The 17323-nt window shown below is 66.9% G+C and carries 15 protein-coding genes and 1 tRNA gene; 7 read left to right on the top strand and 9 right to left on the bottom strand.

Annotation, left to right across the window (positions count from 1 at the left end):
- Positions 1-19: 19 nt before the first annotated feature.
- The 3 genes from ACGFNJ_RS07905 to ACGFNJ_RS07895 all read left to right on the top strand — a co-directional run bounded on the left by ACGFNJ_RS07905 (position 20) and on the right by ACGFNJ_RS07895 (position 3103).
- Positions 20-2194 carry an ATP-dependent DNA helicase UvrD2 gene (locus ACGFNJ_RS07905; protein WP_393445890.1) on the top strand — a complete coding sequence of 725 codons (2175 nt, stop codon included), beginning with the start codon at positions 20-22 and terminating at the stop codon, positions 2192-2194.
- A gap of 111 nt (positions 2195-2305) precedes the next feature.
- Entirely contained in the window at positions 2306-2641 is a 336-nt protein-coding gene (locus tag ACGFNJ_RS07900; RefSeq protein WP_393444695.1) for a hypothetical protein, read from the top strand.
- Positions 2642-2779: 138 nt separating this feature from the next.
- On the top strand, positions 2780-3103 hold the full coding sequence (locus tag ACGFNJ_RS07895; RefSeq protein WP_393444693.1) for a WhiB family transcriptional regulator: 324 nt from the start codon (positions 2780-2782) through the stop codon (positions 3101-3103).
- A 160-nt stretch (positions 3104-3263) separates the two neighbouring features.
- Here the strand turns inward: ACGFNJ_RS07895 and ACGFNJ_RS07890 are convergent, their stop codons facing one another.
- The 6 genes from ACGFNJ_RS07890 to ACGFNJ_RS07865 all read right to left on the bottom strand — a co-directional run bounded on the left by ACGFNJ_RS07890 (position 3264) and on the right by ACGFNJ_RS07865 (position 9026).
- On the bottom strand, positions 3264-3875 hold the full coding sequence (locus ACGFNJ_RS07890; RefSeq protein ID WP_393444691.1) for a helix-turn-helix domain-containing protein: 612 nt from the start codon (positions 3873-3875) through the stop codon (positions 3264-3266).
- 232 nt (positions 3876-4107) lie between these two features.
- Complete coding sequence (locus tag ACGFNJ_RS07885; RefSeq protein WP_393444688.1) at positions 4108-4536, bottom strand: SSI family serine proteinase inhibitor; 429 nt, start codon at positions 4534-4536, stop codon at positions 4108-4110.
- Positions 4537-4685: 149 nt separating this feature from the next.
- The gene (locus ACGFNJ_RS07880) at positions 4686-6029 is read right to left on the bottom strand and encodes an ABC1 kinase family protein (protein WP_393444686.1); all 1344 of its coding nucleotides are present in this window, start codon (positions 6027-6029) and stop codon (positions 4686-4688) included.
- Between the two features lie 211 nt (positions 6030-6240).
- Complete coding sequence (locus tag ACGFNJ_RS07875; RefSeq protein ID WP_393444684.1) at positions 6241-7104, bottom strand: TOMM precursor leader peptide-binding protein; 864 nt, start codon at positions 7102-7104, stop codon at positions 6241-6243.
- Between the two features lie 86 nt (positions 7105-7190).
- Positions 7191-8618: a zinc-dependent metalloprotease gene (locus tag ACGFNJ_RS07870; RefSeq protein ID WP_393444682.1), complete on the bottom strand. Its 1428-nt coding sequence runs from the start codon at positions 8616-8618 to the stop codon at positions 7191-7193.
- A gap of 159 nt (positions 8619-8777) precedes the next feature.
- A complete protein-coding gene (locus tag ACGFNJ_RS07865) occupies positions 8778-9026 on the bottom strand; it encodes a hypothetical protein (RefSeq protein WP_393444680.1) in 249 nt (82 codons plus the stop codon).
- A gap of 186 nt (positions 9027-9212) precedes the next feature.
- Here ACGFNJ_RS07865 and ACGFNJ_RS07860 point away from each other — a divergent pair, with 186 nt between their 5' ends.
- A complete protein-coding gene (locus tag ACGFNJ_RS07860; RefSeq protein ID WP_393444678.1) occupies positions 9213-10241 on the top strand; it encodes a PDZ domain-containing protein in 1029 nt (342 codons plus the stop codon).
- 6 nt (positions 10242-10247) lie between these two features.
- Here the strand turns inward: ACGFNJ_RS07860 and ACGFNJ_RS07855 are convergent, their stop codons facing one another.
- Positions 10248-10832, bottom strand: coding sequence for a PPA1309 family protein (locus ACGFNJ_RS07855; RefSeq protein ID WP_393444675.1), 585 nt, complete (start codon positions 10830-10832; stop codon positions 10248-10250).
- A 275-nt stretch (positions 10833-11107) separates the two neighbouring features.
- On the opposite strand from ACGFNJ_RS07855, the gene ACGFNJ_RS07850 reads away from it, so the two are divergent.
- Positions 11108-14098, top strand: coding sequence for a UPF0182 family protein (locus ACGFNJ_RS07850; protein WP_393444672.1), 2991 nt, complete (start codon positions 11108-11110; stop codon positions 14096-14098).
- Between the two features lie 77 nt (positions 14099-14175).
- Here the strand turns inward: ACGFNJ_RS07850 and ACGFNJ_RS07845 are convergent, their stop codons facing one another.
- On the bottom strand, positions 14176-14727 hold the full coding sequence (locus ACGFNJ_RS07845; RefSeq protein WP_393444670.1) for a transglycosylase family protein: 552 nt from the start codon (positions 14725-14727) through the stop codon (positions 14176-14178).
- A 539-nt stretch (positions 14728-15266) separates the two neighbouring features.
- On the opposite strand from ACGFNJ_RS07845, the gene ACGFNJ_RS07840 reads away from it, so the two are divergent.
- A tRNA-Met gene (locus ACGFNJ_RS07840) sits at positions 15267-15340 on the top strand.
- 298 nt (positions 15341-15638) lie between these two features.
- Positions 15639-16592, top strand: coding sequence for a CAP domain-containing protein (locus ACGFNJ_RS07835; protein ID WP_393444668.1), 954 nt, complete (start codon positions 15639-15641; stop codon positions 16590-16592).
- Positions 16593-16708: 116 nt separating this feature from the next.
- Here ACGFNJ_RS07835 and ACGFNJ_RS07830 read toward each other — a convergent pair whose 3' ends face one another.
- Positions 16709-17257, bottom strand: coding sequence for a DUF6368 family protein (locus ACGFNJ_RS07830; RefSeq protein ID WP_393444666.1), 549 nt, complete (start codon positions 17255-17257; stop codon positions 16709-16711).
- Between the last annotated feature and the right edge of the window lie 66 nt (positions 17258-17323).

The raw sequence follows: 17323 nt of genomic DNA, 5'->3' as shown, positions 1-17323 counted from the left end.
GTCGGCGGGCACTGCCATGATGGGTGCCGTGGCGCCAACCAGCACGCACCAACCGACCGGCCTCGAGCTGGATTCGCTCGACCCCGAACAGGCCGCCGCCGTGCGTGCGCCACGGGGTCCGGTGTGTGTTCTCGCGGGGGCGGGCACCGGCAAGACCAGGACCATCACCCATCGGATCGCGCACATGGTGTCGGCGGGACACGTGAAAGCCGATCAGGTGCTCGCGGTGACCTTCACCGCGCGGGCGGCCGGGGAGATGCGCAACCGGCTGCGCGCGCTCGGCCTCGGCGGCGAGGCGAGCCAGGTGCAGGCGCGCACCTTCCACGCGGCGGCGCTGCGTCAGCTCAAATACTTCTGGCCGCAGATCGTCGGCGACGTGCCGTGGCGGCTGATCGACGGCAAGTTCCCGCTCGTCGCCCAGGCGGCGCAGCGCGCAGGCCTGTCCTCGGCCACCGACAGCGTGCGCGACCTGCTGAGCGAAATCGAGTGGGCGAAGGCCTCGCTCATCGCGCCGGAGGACTATCCGGGGCAGGTGGCCAAGCAGCGCCGCGAGACGCCGTACGACGCGCTGCGGGTGGCCGAGGTCTACGCGGGCTACGAAAAACTCAAGGCCACCCCGGACGGCCTGCTGCTCGATTTCGACGATCTGCTGTTGCACACCGCAGCGGCCTTGGAGGACTACCCGGCCGTCGCCGACGAATTCCGCGGCCGCTACCGCAGTTTCGTGGTCGACGAGTACCAGGACGTCACCCCGTTGCAGCAGCGGGTGCTCGACGCCTGGCTCGGCGACCGCGACGACCTCACCGTGGTCGGTGACGCGAACCAGACGATCTACTCGTTCACCGGGGCCACCCCTGGCTACCTGCTCGACTTCTCGCGGCGCTTCCCGGATGCCACCGTGGTCCGCCTGGAACGCGACTATCGCTCGACACCGCAGGTGGTGTCGCTGGCCAACCGGGTGATCGGGGTGGCGCGCGGCCGCATCGCGGGCACCAGGTTGCAGTTGATCGGCCAGCGTCCTGATGGTCCGGAACCGGCCTTCGCCGAATACGACGACGGCCCTGCGGAGGCCACCGCGGTCGCCAGGTCGATCAAGAAGCTGATCGACGGGGGCACCCCTGCCGCCGAGATCGCCGTGCTCTACCGGATCAACGCCCAGTCCGAGAGCTACGAGCAGGCGCTCACCGAGCGTGGCATTCCCTATCAGGTGCGCGGTGGTGAGGGCTTCTTCTCGCGTCCGGAGGTCAGGCAGGCCGTCTCGGTGCTGCGCCAGGCCGCGTCCCGCGAGGACCTGCCCGTCGAATCACGCAGCGGCACTGCCCTGGTCACCCTGGTTCGGGCGGTGCTCGCCCCGGTCGGGCTGACCGCGCAGGAACCCGCGGGCGCCCAGGCGCGGGAAAAGTGGTCGTCGCTGGTCGCATTGGTCCGCCTGACCGAGGAACTGCTCGATCATGACGCGGACCTGGATCTGGCAGGCCTGCTGCGCGAGCTGGCCGCACGCGCGGAGGCCAGGCACCCACCGACGGTGCAGGGCGTCACGCTGGCCTCGCTGCACGCGGCGAAGGGGCTGGAATGGGACGCGGTCTTCCTGGTCGGTCTGTCCGACGGCACGCTGCCGATCGCGCACGTGCTCGCCGACGACGGTTCGGTCGGCGACGAGGCGGCGCTCGAGGAGGAACGCAGGCTGCTCTATGTCGGCGTGACCAGGGCACGCGAACATCTGCAGCTGTCGTGGGCGCTGGCCCGCGGCGAGGGCAAGCGCCGCACCCGGCGCCGCTCGCGCTTCCTCAACGGCCTGGTTCCCGACGATTCACCGGCCTCACGGATCGCGGCGCCGCTCGCCGATGCCGCGCCGAAGGGCATTCGCCCGTCCTGTCGAGTGTGTGCGAAACCACTCATCGGGACCTATGCGACAATGCTCGGGCGCTGTCGGCGCTGCCCGGCGGAGCTCGATGCCGAGTTGCTTGTGGCATTGCAGGAGTGGCGTTCGGAGAAGGCACAGGCGCTGCAGGTGCGGGAGTTCGTGATTTTCACCGACACCACGCTCACCGCGATCGCCGAACAACTCCCTGGTGACGACGCCGCGCTGGCCGCGATCGCGGGGATCGGCGCGAAGAAGCTCGACCAGTACGGCGCGGACGTGCTTGCGATCATCGCGTCACGGCTGCGCGCAAGACCCCAAAACCGCAGGTAGAAAATAGGTTGTCCACACCGGCGAACTTGCCTAAGGTGGGTTTTACGCACTGGGAGGTCATCCCGGCGCGCACAGTCACCAAGACACTACGAGATATGGAGGGAGGCAGACGTGAACACTAATTACGACTTCAACGCCATCGACGTTGCGGTGAATTCACCCATGTCGGCCTCCCGGGGGATCCTCGCTTTGCAGGGGATCGGTCTGTCCGGAATCGGTGCCTTCGGCACGCAAGCGAAACTCACGCTGATGCATGCCCCCGTCTGCACCGTCATTACGGACAAGCCAAGCGCCGAAGGCTGGCACCCGTCTGTCTCCAAGCAGGCAGATGACGTCATGGCAGTGCACGCCGGTTATGAGCCGGCGGTACAGCAGGCAGCACGCCTCCGCACCGCAGACCCAGCGATCGTGATCAGGACTCGACAGAGATGTCGAATACCTAGGTAGGGAATCTCCCTCCCAGACCTCCTGGCCACGGATCGCACACCGCGAAACCGTGGCCAATTTGTTTCGGCCCTTCAGCCACCGGCACCGGTTTCGCGGACAACACAACGAACCGCTGCAAACGAGCTGAAGGAGAACGACGTGTTCACCGCCCAGGAATGGCCACAAGCCACTGCTGACGTGACATGCCGAACCGTGGCGCCGACTACCCGGGCCAGGGAGGTCAACAAGGTTCTGCCTTGCCGAGCCGGAGATCCCGATCTCTGGTTCGCCGAGAGCCCCAACCAGTTGGAGCAGGCCAAGGCGCTCTGCGCGAGCTGCCCCATCCGCAGGGGCTGCTTGAGCGCGGCCATCGATCGGCGTGAGCCGTGGGGTGTCTGGGGTGGCGAGATCTTCGAACAAGGTGTCGTCATTGCCCGCAAGCGCCCGCGCGGACGCCCGCGCAAGGTCGCGGTCCCGGCATGAAACCGGGAGTGACTTCCCTCCCTCCGGTCGATGTGCTCGATTCGGTTGGTCCTGACACGGGCCGAGCCAACGAACGAGAAAGCAGACGAACCGCTCACCGTAGCCCGGTGGGCGGCTCGTTTGCGTTGTGCTGCAGTGGTTTCGGGGATGAGTATGGGGATCAGGTTCGCGGTGGCCGGTGGGGTGCCCTGCGAACCGTCAGCCCGTCGGCGACGGCGAGCAGCAGTGTTGTGGTGTCGTCGGCGTGCGCCCACCAGCGGTGGCGCACGCCCGCGGCGCAGTAGTAGGAGTCTCCGGTGGACAGGGTCACCTCGGTGCCGTCGGCGGCCACGGTGATCGTCCCGGAGATCACGTAGATCAATTCGTCGTTCTGATGGGTGAATTCGCGGGCGCCCCGCTCGGTTCCGCCGGTGAACTCGAGCGCGCGCAGGTCTCTTCTGCCGTGCACCAGCGAGCGCACCGAGCCGTCCTGACCGGGATCGTCCTGGTGGAGCCTGCCTTCGCCGGCCCGGACGAGCACCGATTCCGGCGCCGTGTCGGCGGTCGCGAGCAGTTCGGTCGCGGTGGTGTCGAGCGCGTCGGCGATGCGTTGTAGTGAGCGCAGGCTCGAATTGGTTCGCCCGTTTTCCAGCTGGCTCAGGAAGGACTGGGACAGTTCGGTCTTCGCCGCCAGCGCGGCCAGCGTCAGCCGCGCCGCCCTTCTGCGGTCGTGCACTACCCGGCCGAGCCCCGGCCAGCGCCCGGGGTCACCGCTTTGGTTACCCACACTCACCCAACTTCTTGTTCGCTCTGCCCATTGTCGGCCGCCATGCGCCTGGTCACGGCATTAGCCTCACGGTAATCAGAGCGCTGACAATCCATCAACGCTTGTGATCCGTAAATCCGAAATCCGCACCCTTCAATAATCCGCACCCCCTTCTAGCTGCGCTGAAGCGGTGCAGGTGCGGAATGGTGCGGATTGCGGAAGCGATCAGTTCCGCGGTTGCTGTTGGGTGGCAGAGGCCTCAGAAGTCGAAGACCGCAACGGTGGTCGCGCGCAGCACGCATTCGTTGGAGAACACTCCGCCGTCGGCGATCGGTTCGCCTTGCCAGGTACCCGAGATGGTGGCCACGTATGGCACAAAGTCCTGGGGGCACAGCGGCGGCTCGGCGAACTCGGCGAGCGAGCGAATGCTGCCTCGGGAGGAGGTCAGGCTGCGGCACGCCGCCTGCGCGTGCGGATGCGTGCCGCCGATCTCCGGCCCGCATGTCAGCGTGACCGTGCGTTTCCCGAAGACCAGGCTGAGGGATGCGCCGCGTCCCAGCGTGAGCTCCATCGACGAACTTGCGCCGGCAGCCGCCGGTGCCGTAGCCACCGTCAACGGTGACATCAGCACCACAACGGTCGCGATCGACACACCAACGACGCGTGCGGTGTACGAAATGATGATCACCCCTTGCCGATGTCGTCATCATCCGGACACCAGTGACGGTAATCGACTCGCCGCGGCAAAGCAGTCAGTTCAACCGGTGAGTCCGGCGCGGATCCGGCCGCCATGCCCATGGATGGCCGCCGGTGGCATCACGCCGGGACCGGGTGGGGTCAGCTTGCGGTGCGCTCTTCGCGGAATCCAGGCATCCAGGTGCGGACCAGTTGCATGAAGGGGAGTTCGGCGTCGAGCTGGGCGAGGATGCCGACGGAGCCGCCGAGCACCCGGAAGATCATCACGTATTCGGCCGGGAGTTGCAGGGCCCGTGCGGTTTTCATCTCCTGGCTGGTGATGTCGGACGCCTTGCCCGCGACCCGCTGCATCCAGCGGCGGGTGAAGTGGAACGAGTCGGACTTGATCGGGTCGGTGAACGGACGCAGATAGTCCGCGATCTCCTTGTGCGTGACGACGCGGCCGGGGATGACCCAGCCGTTGTCGTACATCAGCTCGGTGAGTTCCTCGAACTGCTCCTCGACCGCGAGCGCGAGCATCCGGCCGAGCACCGGCGGGAAGCCGTTCGGCATCGGTGCGCAGGCGCCGAAGTCGATGACGGCGAGCTTGCCGTCGGCCAGCATCATGAAGTTGCCGGGGTGCGGGTCGGCATGCAGCAGGCCGACGGTTTCGGGGGAGGAGAAATGGAAGCGGCCCATCAGGCCTGCGACGCGGTTGCGCAGCGCGCGGGTGCCCTCCGGATCGTCGGCGCCCGACTTGATGATCGAGGAGACCGGGGTGCCGTCGAGCCATTCGGTGACGATCACCTTCGGCGCGCTGGCGACCACCTTGGGCACCACGATCTCGGCGTGCCCGTCGAACGCCTTCGCGAACGCGCGCTGGTTGCTCGCCTCGTTGCGGTAGTCGAGTTCTTCCTCGGTGCGCTCGGTGATCTCGGCGAGGATCGGTTTGACGTCGGCGCCGGGGATGACCGTCGCGAGCAATCCCGTCATCCTGGACAGCGTTTTGAGGTCGGCGCGCAACGCCTCGTCGGCGCCGGGGTACTGCACCTTCACCGCGACGACGCGACCGTCCGACCACACCGCCTTGTGCACCTGGCCGATGCTGGCCGAGGCGGCGGGGCTGTCGTCGAACTCCTGAAAACGCTGCCGCCACTGGGTGCCGAGCTGTTGGTCGAGCACCCGGTGCACGGTCTCTGCGGGCATCGGCGGCGCGGCCGCCTGCAGCTTCGTCAATGCCTCGCGGTAGTGCTCGCCGAATTCCTCGGGGACCGCGGCTTCCATCACGCTCAGCGCCTGGCCGAACTTCATCGCGCCGCCCTTGAGCTCGCCGAGCACCGTGAACAGCTGCTCGGCGGCCTTCTGATTCAGCTGCGCGTTGATCTCCGACTTGTCGCCGCCTGCCAGCTTCTTCCCGAAACCCACGGCCGCGCGCCCGGCGATGCCGAGTGGAATCTTGGCCAACTTGGCGTTTCGGGATGAGCGACGGCGCACGATCTCAGACACGTACCCATCATGGCGGACGCACCCGCTACTTAGCCACGGCAATCTTGAAACGGAGGCGTTCGAGCGAGTGACCCCGATCACTTCGACCCGTTCGCGAGCACATTCGCGCGCCATATCTTTGCGCACTCATGCGTGTTCGGTATCGAAACGCCCTGTGCGGAGGGCGGTTCAGGAGCGGGCCGCGATGCTGGCCGGCAATGCGAACGTTTCCTTACAACGGCAGCCCGGCGGGGATGCGCGCACAGTCGCAGTCGGGATGCCTGGGCCAACGGCGGTGGTCCAGGCGGTGCGAGTCCAGGTCCAGCTCGAGGGTGGTGTCGAGGGTGGCAAGCGGGCGGTCCGGCGACAGCGACAGGATCGTTTCGATCTCGGTGACGGCCAGCGCCGCGGTGGCCGCGACCCGGGCGGGCGAGGCATGACCGGTGCGACCGAGCAACTGGGCGGCCAGGTGCGGCCAGCTGCCGTCGTTGTCGGAGCGCAACAGGTCGGCGCAGCGCAGGCAGCTGGTGGCGCCGGGCAGCACGAGCGGCCCGATCAGTCCTCTGCCGTCCCTGATCCGCACCGGCAGGTGCGGAACCCGATGTCGAACAAGATCATCGATGAGGCGCGGGTCCGCGATCTGCGCATCGGTCAGCACCACCAGATCGACCCGCCAGGTGGACACCGAGGCCGCCTGCGGTCCGTAGTCGCGGGACCGGCTCGGGCGCACGCCGAGTTTGCGCAGTCCCGCGGCGACCGCGTCCGACATCGGGCCCAACCCGTGCACCCGCACCGCGCGGATGCGTCCGGCGCGCTCGTCCGGATGCTCGAGCAGTCCGGCTCCGTCGAGCAGGTCGAGCAGCGCCACCGCATGTTCCGGTTCGATGCCGTGTTCGCTTGCGCGCCAGACGATCTGGGGCCGAGTCTGCAACCCGTCCAACAGCCGAAGGAACGCGACGACCGTGTCGGCGTCCAGCCCGCCGGCGTCCAGCACCACCGCGGTCTCCGGCTGCCACCCGAGCTGCACGACGCCGGACGGGCGCACCAGCACCGCGACCTGAGAGCGCAGCATCGGACCACGGCGCAGGGATGTCATGCCAAGCAGTATGCGAACCCCGCCATGCGTGACTCGCGCGAAATCCCGTGGTTATCCCCAGGATTCGCGCTGGTCAACAGGGCACGTCACGCGGACGGTCCGCTGTCCTTACCGAGGTCGGGTCCGGACTCGCCGCGGTCGGCCCGGCGTTCCTCGGCCTGCTCTCGCTCGGCCTGCTCCCGCGCCTCGGTCTCGGCCAGCTGTGCGAGCGGATCGTCGAACGCGGTGGTGCCGCCACCGATCACCGCATCGATGAAGCCCGCGGGGGAGTCCAGATCGGCGGAGTCGGGCAGCAGGTCAGGGTGCGCCCAGACGCCGTCGCGCTTCTCCATGCCCGCATCGTTGGTCAGCCTGCGCCACAGCGCGGCGGCTTCGCGCAGCTTGCGCGGTCGCAGCTCGAGACCGACCAGGGTCGCGAACGTCTGCTCCGCGGGACCACCCGTGGCGCGGCGCCTGCGCAGCGTCTCGGCCAGCGCGCCCGCGCCGGGCAGCCGATCGCCGACCGCGTCGGTGACCACCACCTCGACCCAGCCCTCGATCAACGCGAGCAGCGTCTCCAGTCGTTCCAGCGCCTGCTTCTGCTCCGGCGTCGTCTGCGGCTCGAAGGTGCCCTGCGACAAGATCTCTTCGAGCTTCGAGGGATCCGACAACGCCATCGGGTCGATGCCCTGGGCCGCCTCCTCCAGCGCGGAGAAATCCATCCGGATGCCGCGTGCGTAATCCTCCACCGCGGCGAGCACCTGCTGACGCAGCCACGGCACATGACCGAACAGCCGCTGATGCGCCGCCTCCCGCGCGGCGAGGAACACCATGATCTCGCTCTCCGGCTGCTCCAGGCCCGCGCTGAACTCCGCGATCGCCGAGGGCAGCAGGGCCGCGGTACCGGACGGTCCGAGCGGAAGGCCGATATCGGTGGAGGTCAGCACCTCCTTGGCGAGCTGGCCGAGCGCCTGCCCGAGCTGGGAGCCGAACGCGAGCCCGCCCATCTGGCCGAGCATGCCGACCATCGGCGCGGCGAACTCCTTCGCCTCCTCCGGTAACGACGCGGTCCACATTCCGGAAATCTGTTGCGCCACCGGGTCGCACAGCCGCTGCCAGGTCGACAGCGTCTCCTCGATCCAGTCGTTGGCGGTCCATGCCACGGTCTTGGTCGCGCCGGCGGGCAGCGTGGTCGCGCCGTCGAGCCACAGCTCGGCCAGGTGCGCGGCATCGGCGACGGCACTCGCGGTGCTCGCCGACACCGGGGTCAGGTTCTTGCCGAGTTGCTGGCGGGCCAGCCGCTTGGCGACGTCGTAGTTCACCGGTCCGGACTGTGCCGAGCCCGGCTGGCCCATGCCGCTGAGCATCTGGCCGAGCGAGGTCAGCATCTGTCCGAGCTGCGACGGATCGAAGCCGCCGCCAGGTCCGCCCATTCCCATGCCGAACGGGTTGTTCGACTCGGGACCGCCCGGCTCGTCACCGCGCTTGCGGTCATCGTCGTCGCGGTTCGAAAATCCGAAGGGGACGTCACTCATAACCCTTACGTTACGCGTGCAGTGCAGCCCCCCGACGTTCGCGCAGCGCGAAACGGTGCCTGTTCTCGGCGTGCTCGCGACTGTGCCGTTCGTCGCACTGGTTTGTTTCCTGGCCGCGATGCCTCAGCTCGACGGCATCAGGTTCTGCCGTTGATTCGGCTAGGTGGCGAGGGCGTACGGATCTGTCAATGCGGTCGGTGTCCGCGCGATCCCCAACGGTGTTTCGGGAAAGCGGGAGCCTGCGACATAGAACCGTGCGCGGGTTCGCCCCACCGGCTCGAGGATTTGCCGGTGGACGAGTTCACGCAAATCTCGTTGTGCCTGCTGCAGGTTGAGGCCTTCGTTCTGCTCGTAGCGAGTGCGGCGGACACGGCCGGACAGTGCGACGTCGTGCAACGCGGTGACCAACCGCTCATCGAGGCGCTCACGGGACGCGAATTCGGTCAGCGCCTCCCAGACCTGGCCGGAGCGGAGGAACCGAGCATGGACGGTCTGCGTCTGCTGGTGGTAGGCCGTCAGGTTGAGAGGACGCGCGGGGTGCCGAATGTTCGCCTCTGCGGCCCGGAGCGGGCGGCGATCATTACTGTGGTCCAGGTGAATCGTCGGATCCTCACGCTGGTGGCCGCTCTGATCCCGGTGCTGGTGCTCGGTGCGCTCGGCACCGTGCTCACTGTGCCGTTCGTCGCACTCGGCCCCGGCCCTACCTTCAACACGCTCGGCAAGGTGGACGGCAAAGAGGTCGTCGATGTCCGCGGCACCGAGGTGGACCCGGTGTCGGGACACCTCAATATGACGACGGTGTCGGTGCGGGACGGGTTGAGCATCTTCGAGGCCTTCGGCTTCTGGGTGAGCGGCAAGCACGGGCTGGTGCCGCGCGCCGAGGTGTATCCGCCCGGGGTGCCGCGCGAGGAGATCGACAAGTCGAACCAGCAGGACTTCAAGGATTCCGAGGGCAACGCCGAAGTGGCGGCGCTGCATTTCCTGAACCTGCCGACGGTGGTGCTGCTGCGCAAAGTGACCGAGGAAGGTCCGGCCAAGGACCTGCTGCGCCAGGGCGACCAGATCATCAGCATCAACAACGTCCCGATGAACACGCCGAAGGATGTGGTGTCCGCGGTATCGGGGCAGGCGCCGGGCACGCAGCTGACCATGCTGGTGCGTCGCGACACCGGCGAGCAAACCGTCACCGTCACCCTCGGCCAACGGCCGGACGATCAGGCCAAGGGCTACCTCGGCGTGACACCGGGGGAGGGCGCGCGCCCGCCCATGCAGGTGGACTTCAATCTCGCCGACATCGGCGGACCGTCGGCCGGGCTGATGTTCAGCCTCGCGCTGATCGACAAGCTCACTCCCGGTGAACTGGATGGCGGCCGCTTCGTCGCAGGCACCGGAACCATCGACCAGGACGGCAAGGTCGGCCCGATCGGTGGCATCCAGTACAAGATGATGGCCGCGCGCGACGCGGGCGCCGAGACCTTCCTCGTCCCCGCCGCCAACTGCAGCGAGGCGAAGCAGCGCATCCCCGACGGCCTGCGCCTGGTGAAGGTCGAAAACCTCACCGGCGCAGTGCAGGCGCTCAACGACATCAACGCGGGCAAGGAGCCCGTCAGCTGCAGCAGCTGACGCGGGTCACTCCAGCGTGGCGTGCAGCGCGTCGATCAGGTTGGGCGCCAGGTTCGGATAGGTGCGCAGGTCCATGTCGGCGAATTCGTCGGCGTCGTCCTCCGGCCGCACCTGCAGCAGCGACAGCGACGCGCCCTCGCGCAGCACCGCGGCGAACAGTCGCGCCTCGCGCCGATCCGGATGCGCTTCGGCCGCGGCCCGCGCGGCGGCGTCGGCGGCCTCGTGGTCGGCGAGCAACGGCACCAGCGCGTCGTCGAGCGCGGATTCCGCGTCCGGCGGCAACACCACGATCTCCTGCACCAGGACGCAGCCGAGCACCGCGGGCGGCCAGCTCATGGTCGCGAGGATCTCGTCGAGCGCCATCGAACCGCCCGTCACGTCGTCCGGGAACAGCTCCTGGGCAACGGGAGTGAGCTCGGCGCCCTCGTCGAGCTCGTCCAGTAGTTCCGGCTGGGCCGCGACCAGGTCGGCCGTCGGCACCAGCGCAAACATCTGCGGCGGCTTGCCCCACCCTTCGGCATCCACAAATTCCGCCACCTCCCGGACGGAACGGGCGAGGACGAGTTCGGCGTGCAGATCTGCGGGGGTCACGGGGTGTATCCAATCAAACGATCGGCAGGCCGAGTCACCAACCCGCTGATTCGCCACCGACCACTCAACCACCACGCGCGAGTTCTGCGAGCGCCGTTCGCGGCGCGAGACTAAGGGGGCCGCGAACACGCAGCGCCGGAGGCGCTGCCAAAGACACTGTCCGATTCCGTAGAGTGGGCCCGAAGCGGTCCGGAAGGACCATCCGCAACATCGGACTGCGGCGGCTCGGCCGGACGTTTCGGCGCGGGCGCCGCCGGACCTTGGAGAGTGGCATCGTGGGCATGCGGCCCCCCACCGGCTTACCTTCGCTGTCTCGACGCAGCCGCGTGCTGCTGCTGGCGGCCATCGCCTTGGCGGCGTTGCTGCTGCTCGGGCCACGACTGACCGACACGTACACGAACTGGCTGTGGTTCGGGGAGGTCAATTTTCGCAGCGTGTATCTGACCGTGCTGCGGACTCGGATCTTGCTGTTCGTCGCCACCGCCCTCTTCGTCGGCCTGATCGTCTGGCTCGCGTTGCTGCTCGCGTACCGGTCTCGGCCGGTGTTCGTGCCGGTGGCCGGGCCGAACGATCCGATCGCGCGGTACCGCACCACCGTGATGAGCAGGCTGCGGCTGTTCGGTGTCGGCATCCCGTTGCTGCTCGGGCTGCTGTCCGGCCTGGTGGCGCAATCGAATTGGGTGACGGTGCAGCTGTTCTTGAACAGCAGCTCGTTCGGCCAGCAGGATCCGCAGTTCCACTTGGACGTCAGCTTCTACGCGTTCGAGCTTCCGTTCTATCGGATGGTGTTGAACTGGCTGTTCGTCGCGGTGGTCATCGCGTTCTTCGCCAGCTTGATCACCCATTACATCTTTGGTGGCCTGCGGTTGAGCGGCCGCGAGGGCACGCTCACCAGGGCCGCGCGGGTCCAACTTGCGGTGATCGCGGGAATCTTCGTGCTGCTCAAGGCGATCGCGTACTGGTTCGATCGCTATGAGCTGCTGATGAGCAGCCGCAAGGAGCCCACGTTCACCGGTGGTTCCTTCACCGATATCAACGCGGTGCTGCCCGCCAAGCTGATCCTGTTGTCCATCGCGGTGATCTGCGCGGTCGCTTTCTTCGCCGGCATCGTGCTCCGCGATCTGCGGGTGCCTGCCATGGCGGCGGCGTTGCTTGTGCTGTCCTCGATCCTGGTCGGCGCGGTGTGGCCGCTTGTGGTGGAACAGTTCTCGGTGCGCCCGAACGCGGCGGACAAGGAGAGCGAATACATCCAGCGCAATATCGCCGCGACCAGGCAGGCGTATGGCATCACGCCCGACAAGATCGACTATGTGGATTACAAGGGCGAGAGCAAGAAGACGCCGCTCGAGGTTCCTGTCGATGCCGCGACGATCGGCAATGCCCGGCTGCTCGATCCGAACATCTTGTCGCCGACGTTCACTCAGCTGCGCCAGCTGAAGAACTTCTACGGCTTCCCCGAGTCGCTCGACATCGACCGCTACAACCTCGACGGCGATGTGCAGGACTACATCGTCGCCGCGCGTGAGCTGTCGCCCGCGGCATTGAGCGGCAACCAGACGGACTGGATCAACCAGCACACCGTCTACACCCATGGCAACGGTTTCGTTGCGGCACCGGCCAACCGGGTCAACAAGCCGCAATCCGATCCGAACGCGACGGGCGGCAGCAGCGACAGTGGCTACCCGATCTTCATGGTCAGCGATCTGTTCACGCCGACGGACAAGCAGCGAATCAAGGTCGACCAGCCGCGCATCTACTACGGCGAGGTGATTTCGCAGACCAACCCGGACTACGCGATCGTCGGCGCCAACAGTCAGCCGCCGCGTGAATACGACACGGACGCCGCGCAGTTCACCTATGACGGCAAGGGCGGCGTGTCGATCGGCAACTGGTTCAACCGGCTTGCCTTCGCCGCCAAGTACGCCGAGCGCAATATTCTCTTCTCCTCGGCCATCGGCAACGACTCGAAGATCATCTTCAACCGCGCGCCGCGCGAGCGGGTGCAGAAGGTGGCGCCGTGGCTGACCACCGACGGCAACGCGTATCCGGCGGTCGTCAACGGGCGGATCCAGTGGATCGTCGACGCGTACACCACTCTCGACAACTACCCGTACGCGCAGACCACCTCGCTCAGCAGCACGGTCGAGGACAGCATCGACAAGAAGACCGGTCGACTGCTGCCGCGCAAGACGGTCAGCTATATCCGCAACTCGGTCAAGGCCACCGTCGACGCGTACGACGGCACGGTGACGCTGTACGAGACGGACAAGACCGATCCGGTGCTGCAGGCGTGGCGCGGGGTGTTCCCCGGCGCGGTGAAGTCGGAGAGCGAGATCTCACCCGAGCTGCGGGCGCACTTCCGCTATCCGGAGGATCTGTTCAAGGTGCAGCGCGAGATGCTGACCAAGTATCACGTGGACAATCCGCGAGAGTTCTTCACCAACAACGCGTTCTGGTCGGTGCCGACCGATCCGACGATCGAGGGCGGCACGTTCAACCAGCCGCCGTACTACGTGCTGCTCGGTGATCCGCAGACGAACAAGCCGGTGTTCAACCTGACCAGTGCCATGGTCGGCTACAACAGGCAGTTCCTCTCCGCCTACATCTCGGTGCGTGCCGATCCGGACAACTACGGCAAGTTCACGATTCGTCGCTTGCCGACCGATACGCAGACGCTCGGTCCGCAGCAGACACAGAACCGGATGACGACCGCGCCGGATGTGTCGCAAGAGAAGACCTTGCTGTCCAACTCGAACAAGATCAAATACGGCAACTTGCTGACGCTGCCGGTTGCCGACGGCGGGATCCTCTACGTCGAGCCGTTCTACAACGAACGCAACACCGGGCCGAACACCGCGACGTTCCCGCAGCTGCTGCGCGTGCTGGTGAGTTACCGCGACGAAGCGGGCAGCGTCAAGGTCGGCTATGCGTCGACGCTGGCCGACGCGCTGAACCAGGTGTTGCCGGGAGCGGGTGCACTGGCGACGCCGTTCGGCGGCGACTCCGGTGCGCGGCCCAAGCCGGGCACCGTGCCGCCGCCCGCCGAGACCGGTTCGACGACCCAGCCGCCCGGCGGTACCCCACCGCCTGCCGGGGTGACCCCGCCGCCCGGCTCGTCCCCGGCGAAGGACGCTGCCGCGGCAGAGCTGAACAGGAAGATCGAGAACGTGCGTAATGCCATGCGCACCGGCAACTTCCAGGAATTCGGCAAGGCGTTGGACGAGCTGGAGGCGGCCGTGAAGGCCTACCAGGACGCCGGTCGCTGAGGTAGGTATCGAGCGAAACACGAAGCGGCGCTGCTATCCCCGGGGATAGCAGCGCCGCTTGCGTTGTGCGACAGCAGTTATCGGTTCGCGATCGACTCGATCAGCGGGCCGTTCTGCTCCAGGATCTGCTGGAACTGGGCTTCGACGCCGTACTGCTTGGCCAGGTTGCTGCCCGCCGACTTGGCCTGGTCGACGAGTGCCTGGCGGCTGCCCGGCGCGGGCAGGGCGGGCGCGGCGGGCTCAGGCTCGGGCTCCGGCGTGGCGGCGACCTCGGGCTCGGAGGTGCCAGCGCGCAGGTACTGGCCGCACGTCGGCCAGGCGCCCTGGCCCTGGGAGGCGAGCACGTTCTCCGCGACGCGGATCTGCTCCTCCTTGCTCGCGGTGTGGGCCGAGCCCTGACCGCCGTTGGCCCGCCAGGTGCTCTGCGAGAACTGCAGGCCGCCGTAGTAGCCGTTTCCGGTGTTGATCCCCCAGTTGCCGCCGCTCTCGCACTGTGCGACACCGTCCCAGTTGTGGGCGGGTGCTGCGGAGGCGGTCGCGGTGGAGAATGCGAACGGGACGGCAACAAGAGCGCCGGTCACGGCGGCAAAGCCGAGGGCGCGGGCGTTGAACTTCCGGTTCTCAGTCATAAGTGCTTTTCCCTCCCTGCGCCTACCGACTCGGCGAATAACGTCGCCGGTCCCTGCCCCCAGGTCGTCGGGGATCCTCGAACCGTGGGGCAGGGTCGCCGGTATTCGTCGGTTCGAGTTCGAGCCCATCACGGATGATCCGGGCCGTGAACGCACGGTAACGAAGAAATCTCGGCAGATCACGTCTTGATAACGCGCGAATTGCATGAAGCGAATAACCCGAATATCGTCCTTTGTGCAGGTGGGAAATGCCCTCGACACGCGTTCCGGTCGGTCTGTTATAGCACCGTTAAGTGTTCGAGATCACTACGAAATAGTGACCCGGATCACGTTTGAGCGGTTGCGATAGTCGGTGATAGACCCATTCGCATTGCTAAGCGTTCGGGTTCGTCGCCCCCATGCGTGGGTGATCCTGCGCTCCGGCCTGGCCGTCGGGCCGCTCGGCTCGTCGTGCTGATCGACTGCTGGCACCGGAATCGCCGGTCTGACCAGGCGATTTGGCGTCAGCGTGAACCCGTGTGTAATGTTGTGTTTACCGACGCGGGGTGGAGCAGCTCGGTAGCTCGCTGGGCTCATAACCCAGAGGTCGCAGGTTCAAATCCTGTCCCCGCTACAAAAGGGAAAACGGCTCGGAACGAAATGTTCCGGGCCGTTTTTCATTGCCGCTCGAGGTAGGGCGTTCGCCGGCCGTCGGATCACCGCGCCGGTATCAGGCTGGCCTTGACTCGTATTGACAAGGCCTAAGACAGCGCCGTCGCGGCGCCGCAGGACCCTACGCTTCGGTACTGATCAGCATCGGATCAACGGCGCTCCGGTGCTGATCGGAACCTGATCAGCGCGAGTACGGAGAACGCGATAGTGGTGGTCACCTCCATCGAATTGCCGGATCCCAAGGGGGACAGGCGATGTCGATGAATGCAGAGTCGAGAATGTGGAATACGGTGCGGGACTTCGCCGGTCGGCGGTCACGAGCCGCGCTCGGTGCGGTCTGTGCGCTTGCTGTCGTCGCGGGCGGCGCGGTGGCCGGGCCGGCGGCGGCTGAACCGGATGAGCCTGCGACAGGGACGGTGCATGCGCCGAACTGGCGTCTGCCCGTTAATGTGCGGTCCGGTCCGAGCCTGCGCAGTGCGAAGGTCGGCCGGGTTCGGCACGGTGCTCAGGTGACGATCGTGTGCACGGTTCGTGGCGACCGCGTCCGGGGCGGCTGGGCCGCCACCGATGTGTGGGACAAGCTCGATAGCGGAGGGTTCATCAGCGACGCCTTCGTCGACACGGGAACCGATGAGCCTGCGGCGCCCGACTGCGCGGGCGAGGACCCCGAGCAGCCTACCAAGCCCGCGGAACCGACCGACCCGCCGAAACCCACTGAGCCGCCGAAACCCACCGAGCCGCCGAAACCCACCGAGCCCGAGGAACCGGAGAAGCCGGCACCGCCGGACGCAGGTGAGGGCGCGACGGCGTGGGAGAAGCAAATCCTCGACCTCACCAACGCCGAGCGTCGAAAGAAGGGCTGCCAGCCGCTGCGCTTGGATGCGCGGTTGACCAAGGCGGCGCGGCTGCACAACCAGGAAATGCGAGATCGACGGTACTTCAACCACATCAGCCCCGTCGCCAGCCACCGCTACCCCGAGCACCGCGCGAAGGCGCAGGGGTACCAGGCGGAGGTCTCGGAGATCATCGCCCTCGGCGCCTCCAATCCCCGTGAGGCCATGCAGGGTTGGATGAGCAGCTCCGGCCACCGAGAGGAGCTCCTCAAATGCTCCTGGAAGTCGGTCGGTGTCGCCGCACTCAAAGGCAGCCCCGGACGCGGCAATCGCTTGGAAGACACCGGACCGTGGTGGACCCAGATGTTCGGCACCCGCTGATCCCGTTGCCCCGCTATGTGGAAAGCGGCTCGAAACGCGATGTTCCGGGCCGTTTTTCGCTGCTGCAAGCGTGACTCGGTGCTACGCCACCGTCGGCTGGCGCGAAATCTGTTCGGTCACTTGATCATTCGGAAGCGCGGATGGCGCAGCCAGGCTTCGAGGAACTCCACGTCGCCGATATGGCAGCGGTCGACGAGGTACAGGCGGCCCGGCAGCTTTCGCATCCCGTGCGCGATCCGTCTCGCCAGTTCGGCCTCTTGCTCACGAGTTCGTTTGACGAAGGGGATGTCGTCGGGCCAGGGGATCGGAACCAGGCTGCCGCAGAAGTCGATCAAGCCGTCGTATTCGAGCGCGAGCACCAGGCACAGGTGACCGATCAGCCGGTGATCGACGGGGCGGTTGGCGCCCATCGACAGGGTGATCTTGGCGGCCGGTGTGAAGCCGATTGCCGTGGCCAGCCGTGGATCCGCACGATGGGGTGGTCGCACGACGACTGCCGTATACGAGGCATCGACCAGGTCCTCCGGCATTCCGAAAGCCGAAGGGTCACACAGAATCCAGTCGTCCTCCCAGGGGGCAGGCAGGAATGCCTGCGTCATGAGGCTGCGCACCTTCTCCGCATCGATCGGTTCTCGCAACAGAACCATCGCAACTGGACCGCCCATGCGATCCATGATGCGCCGGCCTCGCCGAGGAGCCAGGTCATTTTCGGCTGTGGTTGAGGCACAGCG

It is taken from the genome of Nocardia sp. NPDC049149, assembly GCF_043197455.1.
Taxonomy (GTDB): domain Bacteria; phylum Actinomycetota; class Actinomycetes; order Mycobacteriales; family Mycobacteriaceae; genus Nocardia.
Note: the sequence above shows the minus strand (reverse complement) of the source record. Positions and strands in the feature narration are given on the sequence as shown.